This is a genomic window from Kordiimonas sediminis (assembly GCF_014656395.1).
Taxonomy (GTDB): domain Bacteria; phylum Pseudomonadota; class Alphaproteobacteria; order Sphingomonadales; family Kordiimonadaceae; genus Kordiimonas_A; species Kordiimonas_A sediminis.
In genome coordinates, this window is record NZ_BNCI01000001.1 from 1,096,572 (window position 1) to 1,112,496 (window position 15,925).

The 15,925-nt window shown below is 51.4% G+C and carries 11 protein-coding genes; 5 read left to right on the forward strand and 6 right to left on the reverse strand.

The window, feature by feature from the left end; all coding sequences use genetic code 11:
* Positions 1-31: 31 nt before the first annotated feature.
* The 5 genes from IE181_RS04935 to IE181_RS04955 all read right to left on the reverse strand — a co-directional run bounded on the left by IE181_RS04935 (position 32) and on the right by IE181_RS04955 (position 6,282).
* Positions 32-337, reverse strand: a complete 306-nt coding sequence (locus IE181_RS04935) for a hypothetical protein (protein ID WP_191250425.1) — start codon at positions 335-337, stop codon at positions 32-34.
* Positions 338-560: 223 nt separating this feature from the next.
* A complete protein-coding gene (locus IE181_RS04940; protein ID WP_191250426.1) occupies positions 561-3,836 on the reverse strand; it encodes a glycosyl hydrolase in 3,276 nt (1,091 codons plus the stop codon).
* Between the two features lie 140 nt (positions 3,837-3,976).
* Entirely contained in the window at positions 3,977-4,381 is a 405-nt protein-coding gene (locus IE181_RS04945) for a lipocalin-like domain-containing protein (protein WP_191250427.1), read from the reverse strand.
* A 4-nt stretch (positions 4,382-4,385) separates the two neighbouring features.
* A complete protein-coding gene (locus tag IE181_RS04950) occupies positions 4,386-5,630 on the reverse strand; it encodes an acetyl-CoA acetyltransferase (RefSeq protein ID WP_191250428.1) in 1,245 nt (414 codons plus the stop codon).
* Positions 5,631-5,703: 73 nt separating this feature from the next.
* Entirely contained in the window at positions 5,704-6,282 is a 579-nt protein-coding gene (locus tag IE181_RS04955; protein WP_191250429.1) for a 2-hydroxychromene-2-carboxylate isomerase, read from the reverse strand.
* Between the two features lie 157 nt (positions 6,283-6,439).
* Here IE181_RS04955 and IE181_RS04960 point away from each other — a divergent pair, with 157 nt between their 5' ends.
* From IE181_RS04960 to IE181_RS04975, 4 genes are all read left to right on the forward strand, one after another.
* Complete coding sequence (locus IE181_RS04960; protein ID WP_191250430.1) at positions 6,440-7,999, forward strand: tannase/feruloyl esterase family alpha/beta hydrolase; 1,560 nt, start codon at positions 6,440-6,442, stop codon at positions 7,997-7,999.
* 152 nt (positions 8,000-8,151) lie between these two features.
* Complete coding sequence (locus IE181_RS04965; RefSeq protein ID WP_191250431.1) at positions 8,152-10,353, forward strand: TonB-dependent receptor; 2,202 nt, start codon at positions 8,152-8,154, stop codon at positions 10,351-10,353.
* 176 nt (positions 10,354-10,529) lie between these two features.
* Positions 10,530-11,504 carry an NAD(P)H-dependent flavin oxidoreductase gene (locus IE181_RS04970; protein ID WP_191250432.1) on the forward strand — a complete coding sequence of 325 codons (975 nt, stop codon included), beginning with the start codon at positions 10,530-10,532 and terminating at the stop codon, positions 11,502-11,504.
* A 28-nt stretch (positions 11,505-11,532) separates the two neighbouring features.
* Positions 11,533-12,996: a carotenoid oxygenase family protein gene (locus IE181_RS04975; protein WP_191250433.1), complete on the forward strand. Its 1,464-nt coding sequence runs from the start codon at positions 11,533-11,535 to the stop codon at positions 12,994-12,996.
* Between the two features lie 80 nt (positions 12,997-13,076).
* Here IE181_RS04975 and IE181_RS04980 read toward each other — a convergent pair whose 3' ends face one another.
* On the reverse strand, positions 13,077-14,063 hold the full coding sequence (locus IE181_RS04980; RefSeq protein WP_191250434.1) for a winged helix-turn-helix transcriptional regulator: 987 nt from the start codon (positions 14,061-14,063) through the stop codon (positions 13,077-13,079).
* Positions 14,064-14,241: 178 nt separating this feature from the next.
* Here IE181_RS04980 and paaN point away from each other — a divergent pair, with 178 nt between their 5' ends.
* A complete protein-coding gene (paaN, locus tag IE181_RS04985) occupies positions 14,242-15,924 on the forward strand; it encodes a phenylacetic acid degradation protein PaaN (protein ID WP_191250435.1) in 1,683 nt (560 codons plus the stop codon).
* Position 15,925 lies beyond the last annotated feature (1 nt).

A 15,925-nucleotide genomic window follows, 5' to 3' on the forward strand; every position in this document is an offset into this window, starting at 1 on the left:
AGAGGAAACACCGGCCCAGCGCCGGTGTTTTTTATTGGCCGTTTGTCTGCGCGGTCTTGGTCGCCGGAATTTCAACCAAAAAGCCGTGCGTGACGGCGTCTGTAGTCAGGACAACATCCTGAAAGTCATATTCTGCGTACCTATAAGGGGTGCGGGGGCTCCAGACCCGAACAGTCGTATCTGCAAGCTCACTAAGATGCTGTTCAAAATCCTCGTGAATATGAATGCGGACTTGGCCGTCAGACTTGGTTTTTGCCAGAAAAGGGGTGCTAAATCTGACAATATAGCCGGCGGGCTTATCGGATCCTTCCGCAGTTAAAATCTGCACCCAGTCCATGTGATCATCCTGAACGGCATCGGGGGTGGGCGTGGCTGTTATATTTGCCTCTTGCGTGACGCTATAAAGCGGGACGTTAATGTAGCGCCTGCTTTCGGATAGTGTCGAGGGTACTTTGGTGCTCGCAGGAAGGGCGATTGGTGACGTACTGCAGGTATCAGATAAACAAGGAAGGGCCACGCGGTATGCGTGGCCCTTCCTGCAAGTTCAAATAGTCGGTAGTTTACTGTTCCTGCCAATCAGGGATGCGGCCAGGCGTTGCCGGTGCACCTTTGCTTTCAAGCTCGGCTTCAAGTGCAGCAAGATCACGGGCAATCGCCTGAAGATCAGCCTGTGCCTTGGTAAACTCAGAGGCAGCGATCTCGTAGCTTTCGCGGTGTGATCCTGACACAGGTGACTGGCTTCCCCAGGATGCAAAAATGATCCAGCCAATGCGTCCCTGAATGGAAAGCGGTGTTGGTTCATTGATACTGGCGATTGCGCGGTCACCTGACAGCGCGACCGATAAGTCCGCCACCGCGGATTTGATGTTACGCAGGCGCTGTGCATCATCCTCGGTTGCCGCAGCCGTCCGCAGGATCGCCGTGTCCAGATGGCTGATGCGGGTACCGAAGTCCCGAACCGCACGGCTTGCTGCGATAACAGCCCGCTGTAGATCAGATGTCTTGGTCTGGAAGTCCAGAAGCGCTGCACGGTCTTCGGTGATTTCATCACTGAGCGGCAGTGTTTTGACGGTAAAGGACTGTGGGTCACCGACTTGTGTCAAGGTGCCTTTGATACGGGTGCTGAGGGTTACAGTATAAGTACCCGGCAGTGCCATTGGACCAATCACATCACCCTCCCACGGCAGACGAGGGCGCGGTGAAAGATTAACCGCATCCGGCGCATCATAACGCAAGTCCCATGCTGTACGGTGCAGACCCTTGCCGGATTTGCCGTTAAGTTTCCGGACAACATTCCCTGCAGAATCACGCACGGTCAATAGAACACTTGGTGCCTCTTCGCGGGCTTCGGCGCGCAGGGTATCAAAGTCAGGATATGGGGTGTCTTTCCCTTCTTTCTGTGCTGCCTGATCTGCCTTCTGGCGTGCCGCTTTGTCTGTTTGCAGTCCTTCGGTCAGATGATAAGTAAAGATCGCGCCATATGGCGGGTTCTCCGCACGCCAGAACTGATCACCAAGCGATCCCTTTTCTGTCATGCCCCATTTATCGCCGACAATGAATTGCCAGGCGTCTTTCACCGGGAACAGAGTTGCATTTTCTTTGGTGACGTCCTCGGCGCTGATACGCAGGGGCGAATAATCATCCAGAATAAACACGCCGCGTCCAAAGGTGCCGATCACCAGATCATTTTCCCGACGCTGGATTTCCAGATCACGGACTGCAATGGTTGGGAAACCGCCTTTGACCTGATGCCAGTTTTCGCCGCCATTCTGGGTGAAAAACAGGCCGTATTCGGTACCCACAAACAGCAGGTTTGGATTAGCATGGTCTTCGGCAATTGTGTGGGCGGTGCCGCGAACAGGTAAATCACCGCTGATCATCTTCCATGACTTTCCCTTGTCTGTTGTTTTCAGGACATAGGGTTTGAAATCGCCGCGTTTATGGTTGTCAATGACACTATAGGCGACATTTTCATCATGCACTGATGCGATAACATCTTCGATCAGGGACATGTCGGGGACGCCTTTAAATTTGTCAGTTTTACGCCAGTTCTGTCCACCATCCTCGGTTACCTGAATAAGGCCATCATCCGTGCCGACATAAATCAGCCCTTCACGCAGGGGGCTTTCAGATAGGCCGATAATACTGCCATAAATGGACGTGCTGTCATTCTTGGCAATGGCGTCCACACTCCAGACACGGTCCATAACGTCCAGCGCATTGCGGTCAATCTGGCGTGTCAGATCGGGGCTGACCGCAGACCATGTATCGCCGCGATCTTCAGACACAAATAGTTTCTCTGCGCCGTAGTAAATGCGGGTGGACTTATGGGGACTGATGATGATCGGTGTATTCCAGTTCCATTTATACTGGTTCTCGCCGCTTTTCGGTTGCGGCGTGATATAAAGACGTTCTTTGGTCTTTTTATCGTAGCGTGCCAGGCCGCCATACTGATACTGGGTATAAACAATATCAGGATTGGTGGGGTCCGAGACAGCTTTGTAACCATCGCCACCCAGAATGATATGCCAATCACTGTTGGTGATCCCGTGCACTACATTGGTTCGTGAAGGACCGCACAGGGAATTATTATCCTGCGTACCCCCGCACACATTATAGAAGGGCTCTGCATTGTCTGGTGTGATCCGGTAAAACTGCGCCAGCGGCAGATTGCGGATGTGCCGCCATTTGTTGCCGCCGTCATAGGTTTCATAGACGCCGCCATCACCGCCAATATACATATGATCGGTATTATCGGGGTCGATCCACATGGCATGATCGTCAACGTGGCGGCTGCTGAAATTCAGGGCTGACCAGGTGCGTCCACCATCTTTGGATACATTGGTGAAAGTGTCGGTGGAATAGAGGGTGTTGCCGTCTTTTGGATCCACGAACAGCTCGTTATAATATTGGGGGCTGGTGGTCATGTGCGCGGACCGTTTCTCCCAGCTTACACCAAAATCTGTGGTCGCATAAACGCCCCGACCTTTTTCGTCCGCTTCGATGATGGCATAGATCAGACCGGGTTCAGACGGTGCGGCTGCCAGCCCAATCCGACCCAGATCTCCGCCGGGTAGTCCCGATGTAATTTTAGTCCAGGTCTTGCCGCCGTCTGTTGTTCGCTGGATACCGCTGCCGGGTCCGCCGTTGATCAGGGTCCAGACATGTCGTCTGCGCTGATAGCTGCTGGCGACAATTGTGTCAGGGTCATTTGGGTCAACGACAAATTCGTTGATGCCTGTATGGTCGTCAATCTCCAGAATACGGGTCCAGGATTTGCCGCCATCGGTCGTGCTGTACAGACCGCGGTCCCCGCCTTTGTCCCATAGATTGCCTTGTGCAGCGACCAACACATGATTGCTATCGTCGGGGTTGATCCAAATCTGCCCGATATGGCCGCTGTCTTTCAGGCCCATGTTGGTCCATGACTTGCCGCCATCGATGGATTTATAGACACCGTCGCCGTTTGCGACTGACCGCTGGGCATTGTTTTCCCCGGTACCAAGCCACAGGGTGTTGGTATCATTTGGGTCCATCTCAATAACACCGGTCGCATATGAACCGTATGTATCAAAAATGGGTGTCCAGCTGATCCCGTTATCAAGCGTTTTCCAGACGCCGCCCGAAGATGTTGCAACATAGAAAATGTTGGATTTTTCTGGGTGAAAGGCAAAGTCGGAAATACGTCCGGACGTGTGCGCCGGGCCAATCTCGCGTGGTTTTAAATTTGTAAATGGATTGCTGTCGGCTGCACTCGCTGCAAAACCGCCTAGGTGTGACGCAGACAGTACAAGTGCCGATGTCATAAGCGCCGAACGTATGAACGTTGATTTCATCGTGGTATCCCCCCTGTTTTTTCCGCTTGCTGATTACCCGTGCAAGCAGATTTGACGAGGGGGGAGAGTAGCACTGAGCTGTGTGCGAGTAAAGTGGACCGGATCGTCAGAAATCCGCAGAAAACCTCAGAAATTCTGGACTAAACTTTTTTCCACTTGAGAATATAGTGACTTTCTCTGTCGTCTCTGCCTTTGGACGTTAGGGTGGTCAGCGTCATACGGTCCCCGTCCAGTGATGCTTTTCTGCGGACAGTCTCTCCGATAAGGTTGGGTACCGAAGACAGTTCAATATCATGGTGAACCACATCGCCGTGCAGGCTGTAATGCCCGACATAAGACAGCACCATCGGACGTGGCGGCACCCCTTCGATATGGGCATAGTCCGGGTCCATCAGAAACCCGCACATCTGGCCGGATGGATCATAGATCAGACGTCCTTTTGCCTTTTCGCCGTAAGGGTAGGTGACTGTGCCGTCGCCAGCAACCCGTGTCCATGACAGAAGGTCCCATGTACCCAGCAGCTTGTCTGTGCTTAGATCAGTCATGTCATTATTCTCCTGTTCCAATTACAAGGCTGACGGTGGTGGTGGCACTGCCACCGATATTCAGCGTGCCAACATTTTTGGCACCGTCCACCTGATAGTCCCCGGCGGCGCCGGTGACTTGCTTATAGGCATCCAGTACCATGCGCGCCCCTGTCGCCCCCACAGGGTGGCCCAGACCGATCAAACCACCGGACGGGTTAATCGGCAGCCTGCCCGTCATGCTGATAGTGCCGTCTTCGACTGCTTTCCAGCTTTCGCCGGGGGCAGTTATGCCAAAATGGTCAATGGCCATATATTCTGTGGTGGTGAAGCAGTCGTGCGTTTCGATCGCATCCAGATCAAACACGTCTTTGCAGCCGGCACGCCCAAGCGCATCCTGAATGGCTGCGTGGACGTGGGGGAAGATATAGGGCGAATTAGTCGTCGTGCCTTCGGCAATTTTACTGGCATAGGAAATGGCGGCCGTCCGGTGTCCCCACCCTTTAATACGGGGGATGTCTGACAGCGCGATATTATGCTGTTTTGCATATTTTTCGGCCGTACGTTCATTTGCGAGGAAAACAATGGCGGCACCGTCTGTTACCTGGCCGCAGTCTTGTCGGCGGATGATACCGTCAATAACGGGGTTGGCTTCATCATTTTCCGTGAAACTTTCCGGGGTGAAGGCCCATTTCCGTGTTTGGGAATTGGGGTTCTTGCGGGCGTTGGCAAAGTTGATGTCCGCAATGCCCGCCAGATGTTCATATTTCAGGCCGTAGCGTCTTTGATACTCCTGCCCGAGGGTGGAAAACATGTGCGGCCATGGATACTTGATATCCTGACATTCATGACCTGCCCACATGGCCGGTCCGCCAATATTCAGGGCAGCCTGATCACCGGGGACGTTGCGCATAATTTCAATGCCCAGCACGGCGACCAGTCCGTATCTGCCCGCTTCAATTTCTGCGCTGGCGGCCATCATGGCAATGCTGGATGATGCACAGGCCGCCTCGTGTCGTCCGGTCGCAATACCTGCCATTTTGGGGTTTGCCTCGGCAAAAAAGCCGCCCAGATGCCCCTGGTTGCAGAAAAGTTCGGCTGTAAAGTTACCCACATGAGCCGCTTCAACATCCGCTGCATCAATGCCGGTTGCATGCAGACCCTGTTCAAGAGTTTCCTTGAACAAATCAAAAATTTCCAGTCCTTCACGGTACCAGTTACGGGCAAAGTCGGTTTGATGACCGCCGAGAATATATACTGTGTTGTTCATGGTGTTCCCTCCTGATGGGATTGTGATCTTACATTAATGTCGTGCGGTATCTGCCGAGAGACAGCCAGACCCTTTACCAGCCGCCGGTTGAGGCCCATTTTGCAGCTTGCTCCAGCCGGTCTGCACCCCAGAAAATCTCGTCCCCTACTTTAAGGGTCGGAGCGCCGAACACCCCCAGGTCCTGTGCTTCCTGTGTAGCGTCCTTCAGTGCCGTCTTGGCAGCTTCTGTTATATCAACTTCCAGACCAAGGGTTTTTTGGATAGCTGCTAAAACCTCGGGCGATGATACATCTTCTTCGCCTTTATAGGCAGCAGTGAAGACGGCCCGTGCGAAGGCGACAGCCTGCGCCGGATCCACCGCATCAATGGCATAAAATGCACGCCCGGCAGCAACGCTGTTGAAGGGAAACTGTTTTGGCATTGCGAACGGCATACCGTGGGCCCGTGCACAGCGGGCGACATCATGAAACAGATATTTGCCTTTTGGTGTTTTTGGAGATGCCGGTGCGGCACCAATTGCCTGGAAAACAGGCCCTAGCAGAAATGGTTTCCATTTTGTCGTAACATTGTGTCTTGCGGCTGTTTCTTCGATTATCCCTTGGGCAATATATGAATAAGCTGATGAAAAATCGAAATAAAATTCAATAACCATGGACATGTCCCCATCCCTTTTTAACTGCTGATACCATTGAAATCAGGCAAACCATAAACTGATTAAGTATCGTATTGCAAGTTACTTCATGACCCGCTATACATACATAGTTTCTTTACGCAAGTTAGTGTAGAGATGTGGCAAGGGGAAGTGTCGCATGAACGCGAAAAAGAGAGTATCCAAAAAACTTATACCGGCAATGATGTCGGTGTCTGTAGCTGCCGTTAGTATTGGCGCAGCATTTGCCAGTGATGTACCGCAAGATATGGGTGACGTCTCAGGCCTGACTGACCGCTGTGAGGCATTTGCCGACGCGAAAATAACCGGTGTTGAAATCAGCAGCAGTACGGCATCCACAGACAATGAAGCATTGCCGGACCATTGCAGGGTGCAGGGCACGATTGCACCCAATATAGGGTTTGAAGCACGTCTGCCCCTTACTGACTGGAACGGGAAATATTTCCAATCTGGCTGCGGCGGCTTTTGCGGGTCTGTACTGGCTGACAAGCCGGGATTTTCAAACGGAATTAATGAAGCGCTGAAAAAAGGCTATGCAGCGCTGACAACAGATAATGGCCACAAGGGCTGGCTTGGTGATGCGTCCTGGGCCAAAGACAATCCGGAAGCTTTGGAAGTGTATGCGCGGACGGGTGTGAAATTTGCGCACGCGGCTGGTACGGCACTTGCGAAGGCATACTACGGTGCTGAGGCGCTGGACCGTGCATATTTTTCTGGCTGCTCAAACGGCGGACGGATGGCGGCCATGACGGCGCAGGTATATCCGGATTTGTTTGACGGGATTTTAGGCGGAGCCGGAGTGCTCGATCTGACGAACTCTGGCGGTGTGTATGGGCCTTGGATTTATCAGGCCAACTCGGATGCTGGCGGCGAACGTATTTTAACACGGGCCAATTTCGGCATGGACAAAATCAAGCTGCTGGAAGCAGAAGTTATGCGGCAGTGTGACGGTGTTGACGGCCGTGAAGACGGCCTGATTTCTGATCCCTATGGCTGTGAAGTTGACTTGGGTGTCCTGCCGACATGCGAGGATGGCGGCAAAGCTTGTTTTTCGGCTGCACAGAAAGATGTTTTGAAAAAATGGTATCAGGGTCCACAAAATTCAAAAGGCGAGCAACTGTATCCGGGGGTGCCGCCCGGGTCTGAACGCTTCCTCTATGTCTGGTTCCTGGACGGTGACAAAGGAATGGCGCCGGGGACCGCGCTTGGATACAGCTACACAAAATACATAGGTTTTGAAACGTTGCCAGTGGAAAACTATACGGCTGCCGATTTTGATTTTGATGCCCATCCCGCTTTGTTGCAGAACCGCGGAAAGCTGGTTGATGCAACAGATCCGGATTTATCCGATTTTCGCGACGCAGGCGGAAAATATTTGATGTGGCACGGTCTTGCAGACCCGCTAGTCCTGCCAGAGAACAGCACCGCCTATTACAGTGCAGTCGCTGACAAGATGGGTGGTTATGACGCCATTCGGGATTTCTACCGCTATTTTACTGTGCCGGGATACGGGCATTGTTGGGAAATGCCAGGCGCCGGTCCGGACAGTTTTGATCCCATCGCTGCGCTGGAGCAGTGGGTAGAGGACGGAATAGCCCCAGAGTCAATTCCGGCAAAGGCTTCAGATCCGTCAGCGCGTACCAAGCGGGCTAATCTGCGTCCGTACCCGCTGCAGGCAGAGCCGATGTCGGAAAAATAGATAAAAATTGCAACCTTAGTACTATTGTAAAAGTAATCACTTGCATAATAGTACTAAGATGTGATCAAGTGTTTTGAGATTCAGAAAGTTCGGGAAAGCTTTCTGACTCCGGCCTTAGGGAAATGGCCGGACTTTACAGGGAGAGAGTTTACATGATTACTGTATCTAAATTATTTGGCACGACCGCACTGACGGCTGCTGTCTTCGCTGGTGTTGTTCCAGCGGTTGCGCAAAATCAGGGTGGTGAGGCTTCCTTCTCGCTTGAGGAAATTACGGTTACAGCCCAGAAGCGTGCTGAAAGTATTCAGGATGTTGCGATCGCAATTTCTGCTTTTAATGGCAACGATCTGGATAAAATCAATGCGGTTGATGTAACCGACGTTGTTAGCCGCACGCCTAACTTCAATATGACCCAGTTTAATCTTGGGGAGCCGCAGTTCACGATCCGGGGTGTTGGGTCTTCGTCTGATTCGGCTGCAAGTGACCCAACGGTCCCGGTATTTGTTGATGAAGTCTATAACGCCCGCCCCGGTTCTGGCGCGTTTGACTTTTTCGATCTGGAACGTGTGGAAGTTCTGCGTGGTCCGCAAGGTACGCTTTATGGCCGAAATACTTCTGGCGGCGCGGTCAATATTATTACGAAAAAGCCAAGTCAGGAAGCATACTCTAAAGTATTCCTTAGCTACGGTAATTACGATTCTATGCAGGCGAAAGCAGTCTTTAACGGCGGCCTGACCGAGACTGTGGCAGCCAAGCTGTCGCTCGCATACCGCAAGCATGACGGTTATTCGGAAAATATTCTGACCGGTGACGAGTTGATGGACGCGGAAAACTTCAGTGCGCGCCTTCAGTTTATGTTCGAGCCTAGCGACACAACCAGCCTGTTGATCAGTACGGATTATTCCAAAGACGATAACGGTGGTAATGCGCGGGTGCCATTCCCGTCATTGGCGCCGCTGGATGCCTTTATCAAGTTGCAGTTCCCGGACGGCACATCCATTCGTAAAAGTTATGCCAACCCAGATAGTTTCCAGAAGCGAGACATGGGCGGCATCATGGCAAAATACGAACAGGAAATGGACTGGGCGACTCTAACATCGATTTCTGCATACCGCGAAACAGATTACAGCTGGTTTGAAGATTTGGGTGGCCTTGAGTTCGGCAACCCGGAAAAACCGTGGGTGTTGAAAAATGATGATTATGCAGACGAGAAGGCTTCCCAGTTCAGTCAGGAACTGCGCCTCTCCTCGAAGCCTGAAGAAATGGTCAAGTGGGTTGCGGGTCTCTATTACTTCACAGAATCTGTGGACAGGACTGAGCGTTTTGTAACTGAGGCAGCTGTTATTTTCCCGCCGGTTCTGGGTGGTGATGTATCCTTCCTGCAGGATGTGAAAACACACAGCTATGCGGCTTTTGCCGAAACAACGTATCCTATCTCAGAGAATTTCCAGATCACGGGTGGTCTGCGCTACACGCATGACAAAAAATCAGTTAATCAGGTGACTACCGACAATGATGGCAGTGACCCGGTTCCAGGTTTGCCACTTCTTGCAGCGCCATTTGACGTGTCAGCAAGCGATAGCTGGGACGCTCTGACAGGTAAGATCTCGCTTGAATATAAGTCTGACAATGTTCTTTATTATGGAACAGTTTCCCGCGGGTATAAATCCGGGATGTTCCCGAGCCAGCCAAATGACCCGGTAGTTGCTGTAACGGCCCAGCCGCCAGAGCGTCTATGGAACTATGAAATTGGTATCAAGTCTGACCTGATGGACAAGCGGGTGCGTTTGAACGTAGCGGCATTCCTGATGGATTACAGCAATTTGCAGCTTTTCCAGCTGACACCGGAACTGCGTCTGCAGACATTCTCCGGCACTGCCAAAAACTACGGTGCAGAGGTTGAACTGGCTGCGGCTGTAACACCTGAGCTAGAGATTGGGGCAAACGGTTCCTACCTTCATACCAATCTGAAGGAAACGTCCATTGGCATGTTCGCAGGCTCCGATCTTTCGGTTTCACCGACCTGGTCCTATAATCTGTATGTTGATTGGTCCCGTCAGCTTGATGGTGGTGAAATCAGTGTTCGCGCAGATTATCAGTGGCGTGATGAGTATAACCGGGGCTTTACCCCGGAGGGTGGTCAGCCACCAGCCGAATCCAATATCCCGTCCCTTGGTCTTCTTGATGCCCGGATTGCCTATGCATTCAAGGAAAACCAGTATGAAGTGGCGCTATGGGGTAAAAATCTGACCAATAAAGATTATCAAACACACGTGATCCCCTTCGTGGGTTCGGGCTTCTCCCTATTCGGCCCCCCACGCACATACGGAGTATCCTTCACTGCTCACTTCTAGGGTAGAGGATTATCTGTACGTTCTGGAGCCCCGCTGTATCGCAGCGGGGTTTCTTGTTTCAGGGGGTCAAAATCAGGCAAAAAACACCAGAAAATCAGCAGTTTCTGGTTGCAAAGCCTTTTGATGGCAGGTATAACCTAAGTAGGTTTAGTTATAAAAGTTACGGATAAGAATTTATGAGTGCTGGTTCCTCTTCATCTGAAATATTTTCTGGAATGAAACTGCCGTTGATGGTGGCGCCGATGTTTCTGGTGTCTGGTCCTGATCTGGTTTTAGGGGCCTGCAAAGAAGGGGTCATGGGTACCTTTCCGTTTCCGAATGCCCGCACAATTGATGTGTTGGATGACTGGTTAAGCCAGATCACAAAGACATTGCAGAAATGGACCACCGAAAACCCCGATTGTCCGCCTGCGCCGTTTGCTGCAAACATGGTGGCGCATTCGTCTTATGGACGGTTGTCGGCAGAACTGGAACTTATCGCCAAGTATCAACCGCCCGTAGTGATTACAGCGCTGGGCAGTCCCAAGCCGGTTATTGAGGTGGTTCATGCGTATGGTGGGCTGGTTTTTGCCGATGTGAACAGTGTTCCCTATGCGAAAAAAGCTGTCGCAGCAGGGGCGGACGGGCTGGTGCTTGTTGGGGCAGGCGCCGGTGGGCACACAGGGCATATGTCTGGCTTTGCGCTTGTTTCTGCCGTACGTGAATTTTTCAGTGGCCCGGTCATTTTGGGCGGCAGTATCTGTAATGGTGGCGGTATCCGCGCGGCCGAAGTACTGGGTGCCAATATTGCGTCCATGGGCACAAGTTTTATTGCGGCAGAGGAAAGCCTTGCTGACAGCACCTATAAAGAGATGATTTTGGCGGCCGAGTTTGAAGATTTGGTTCTGTCGAATGCCCTGACCGGCGCGCACGCTTATTATCTGCGTGAAAGCCTGCTCAAAATGGGCCTAGATCCAGATAACCTGGGCAAGAAGGCCGGGCCGGATTTCAGCGATTCTGAAAATCAGGTCAAAGCCTGGCGTGATATTTGGTCCGCGGGGCACGGGGTAGGTACCGTGACCAAGGTTAGGCCAATCGCCGACATAATTGATGAATTGAAAGCACAGTATCAGGCAGCCGTTGATTTGCCGCACTGTGCGATTGCAACGTGATTTACGAGAGTGTTTGTAGGAGGGAAAGATGAAAGAAATAGTCACTGATATTCCGCTATATATTGATAGCGATACTAATCCTCTGCTGGAAGGTGGTTACGAGCCCATCGGTACAGAGATCAATGCAACGGATATGGAAGTTATCGGGACATTGCCCGCAGATATTGATGGTGTCTATGTCCGCAACGGTCCCAACCCACAGTTTCAGCCGCGTGGCCGCTATCATATTTTTGACGGCGACGGCATGCTGCATGCGATGCAGTTGAAAGACGGCAAAGCCGTTTATAAAAACCGCTGGACCAAAACCCGCGCGCTTGAAATGGAGCGTGAGGCAGGTAAAGCGCTGTGGCCGGGACTACTTGAAATGCCTGACCGCACCCTCCCTGAAATGTGGGGGTCCGACGATAACCTGAAAGACGTTGCTAACACCGACGTTGTGCCATTTGGCGGTAAGGTGCTGTGCATGTTCTACCAGTGTGGAGAACCGTATCTGGTTGACCCAATCACGCTGGAAACTGAATCCATTATAGACATGGACGCGATGGATGCGCGCCTGATATCTGCGCATTCGCGGACGGATTTGCACACTGGCGAATTCTACTTTTTTGATTATCACACAAAGCCGCCATACATGACCTACGGTGTGCTTAATCCTGATGGTACGAAAAAGCATTTCACGGAAATTGATCTGCCGGCAGCGCGTTTGCCGCATGATATGGGTATCACTGATAATTATGTGATCCTGCATGACCTGCCCCTGTACTGGGATCCGGAACTGTTGAAGCGTGATATCCATAAAGTCTGTTTCTTCCCGGAAAATCCAAGTCGGTTTGGCGTGTTGCCGCGTCTTGGCACCAATGAGGATATCCAGTGGTTTGAAGCAGAGCCCGGGTATATCTATCACGTGATTAATAGCTGGGAAGAAGGCGATGAAATCGTTCACGATGTTTGCCGGATGCAGACGCCGTGCCCACCGGATGATGCGCGTATTGGTGATACGAAATATGCGTCTTTGCTGGCGTGGGGCGCGATGGATGCACAGTATTACCGCTACCGGTTTAACCTGAAAACAGGGGAGACAACCGAAGGGGTGATTGACGACCAGTGCGTCGAGTTCCCAACCATTAACCAGTATTTCCAGGGTAAGAAAAACAAATATTCTTACTGTGTTTTCATCCCGCAGGGTGAGCCGCTTCGCATGGGTGGGATCATTCGGTATGAAACCGATACAGGTAACCGTACAGAATATATGTACGATAAAAATGTCTATGCCAGCGAACCGGTATTTGCCCCTAGGATTGGTGCAACTGAAGAAGACGATGGTTATGTGATGACCTTTGTCGAGGATATGAATCAGGATGGACGGACAGAACTGCACATTTTTGATCCCCATAAGATTGATCAGGGGCCTATCTGCCGGGTTGTGATCCCGCAGCGAATCCCAATGGGCTTCCATGCTTGCTGGGTACCGGGCGAGACTATTAAAAACTAGGAAGTAATCTGGTTTCCAAAACACCTAAGCCCGACTTTGTCGGGCTTTTTTCTTGGGTACATTTCACTGCTAAAGAAGTTTTAGACAGCGTTTTTCAGGGTGGTTTCGGTTGTAGACGCTGTCTCGTCTCCGGTGGAGGCTTCTATCACGGTGAATTCAACCTCGTCCGGTGTGATGACTTCGCGGCATTCGGAACAGATAACTTCCTGTTTCATTTCCTTGCCGCAGGCCTTGTGGGACAGTATCAGAGGCGGTCCGGCTTCAAAGCTGTACCATGTTTCGCCCCATTCTAGCAGGGTCATTAAAATCGGATAAATATCCAGCCCCTTGTCCGTCAATTTGTAGCGGTATCGGTTGGGGCGTGTCTGATAGGTCTTCTTGGAAAGGAAACCATCATCGGTTAGCATTTTCAGGCGATTGGCAAGGATATTTGTTGCCATGCCGGTATCTTCCAGCATTTCATCATATGTATTGATGCCAGTGAAACATGACCGGATGATCAACGTTGCCCATCTGTCGCCAATGATGCGTGTGATGGTATCAAGGAGTGTGGTGGCATTTTGCCGTTCCTGCGCACTGCTGGTTTGCTGGCGTCTGCGTTGATAGTTCAGCGGCACCATGCCGTTGCCGGGGCCTTCTTTCCATTCAATGTCACGCGCTGTATATTCTTCATGACACTGGTCACAGGCAGGGGCAGGTTGAAAATTCTTCCCACATGTACTGTGTGTCAGCGTTACCTGAATTTTCTGACTGTTCGCACCCCATTTGTTTTCCCACCGCAACATCATCAGGGCAGTATTATATAGCCCCAGACCTTTTTTCGTCAGGACATATTCATACCGTTTCGGTTTTTCGCAGTAGAGCTTCTTTTCCAGACAACCAGCGTTAACAAGTTTACGCAGGCGGTCACTTAGAAGTGTGCGCAGAATTTCGGTCCGTTTTAAAAATTGATCAAACCGGGTAACGCGCAGAAACGAACTTTCCAGAATTAGTAAGGTTGGTACGTCGCCAACTATTTCCAGGGCACGCCAGATTGAACAGGCTCGTATGTATTTTTCTGATGACATGGATACTTCATCCTTATTTACCCCTGAGTCTAGTTTTGAAAGTAAACTGATTCAAGGTTTTCTTCGGAGAAGTTTTAATAAGCGTTACTTTTGTGCATTTGATTCATGATTACCCTTGCAGTGATCGGGAACACTCATTAACTTGCATTAACGAACTAACTTGATTGGAGATGTGACTATGAGTTTGGCAGCCCTGTTTGAAGCCCACAAAGATACTCTCGATAAGGCGCTTGATGCCTGCAGGACACGGTCTTTTTTCTCTCCATTTGTTGAATCTCCAAGTTCCAAAATTCATGGTACGGACAAAGTTCGTGCAGGGAAGGAGGCATTTGAAGCCCATCTGGGTACGTCTTTTGATCTGGAGCAGCCAGGAACCGTTGGCCGAACAGGATTTGAAGTGTCCCCCTACACGCAGGAACCGCTGGGTATAGACTATCCGCGCATAGATGTGGACATGATGATGGAGGCAGCAAGCAAAGCTATGCAGTCTTTTGCGCACACCACTGCTGACGAACGGGCTGGGCTGTGCCTGGAGATGGCTTTTGCCTTCGACAGCCATAGTTTTGAAAACGCCCATGCGACGATGCACACGGCGGGGCAAAGTTATCTGATGGCATTTTCCGGAAGCGGTGCCAATGCGATTGACCGGGGCGTCGAGGCGCTTGCTTATGCCTATAAGGCCCTGAAAGATGTGCCAACAGAAGCGGAGTGGGAGAAATCTTTCGGCGCAACGGGTGTCGTGAAACTAAAGAAGACCTACCGCACGGTGTCGCGGGGTGTTGCGGCCGTCATTTGCTGCGCGACCTTTCCGCTTTGGAATGCCTACCCTGCGATTTTTGCAAATTTGATGACGGGTAATCCAGTAGTGCTGAAGCCGCATCCTAACGGTATTCTGCCGGTTGCCATTGCGGTTAAAAAGGCGCGGGATCTTCTTATGCAGCACGATCTTGATCCAAACATGGTAACCATGGCGGCTGACACCCGCGCGGAACCGATTACGATTGATCTTCTCAAGCATGATGCAGTGCAGATTATTGATTATACCGGTAGCCAGCGTTTCGGTACCTGGATTGAGGATAATTTTGCGACCAAGCTCGTTTATACTGAAACGGCTGGCTGTAATGGCGTCGTGATCGAAAGCCTGAAGGACGTTGATGACATGCTACAGGGGCTTGCCAACGCGCTTTGTGGTTTTTCCGCACAAATGTGTACCAGCCCGCAAAATATTCACATCCCGGCGACGGGCGTTAAAACACCGGACGGCACACTTTCCTATGAAGACGTGCGGGATCTGATCGTGGGCAAAGTTCAGAAAAATATTGCCACGCCGCGTCAGTGTGCGGGCCTTTGCGCAACCATTCAGGCGGATGAGACACTGACACTACTCTCAGATGTGCGGGCGGCAGCACAAAAAGCGGGGCAGGTCTTGCTTGATAGTGCGCCCTATGAGCACCCTGACTTTCCAAAGGCGCGCACGGCAACTCCGTTGATTGTTGAAGTACCCGCCAGTGATACCAGCCTGTATGATCAGGAACACTTTGGGCCGATCTCTTTTATCATCAAGGAAGAGACAAGCGAAGCAGCGCTGGCGAATGCTGCAAATATGGTACGGGACCACGGGGCTATCTCCAGCTATGCCTACAGCTATGATCCTGATTACCTTGCTGCGGCGCAGAATGCCTTTGCAGACGCAGGGGCATCCCTGTGGTGCAATATGACGGGCAGGATGCCGATTAATTTTGCAGCCGCATACAGTGATTATCATGTCACGGGTATGAACAAGGCAGGGAATGCCTGTCTTGCTGATCTGGCCTTTGTTGCTAGCAGGTTCCGGATCATCCAATTCCGAGAACCCATTTAGT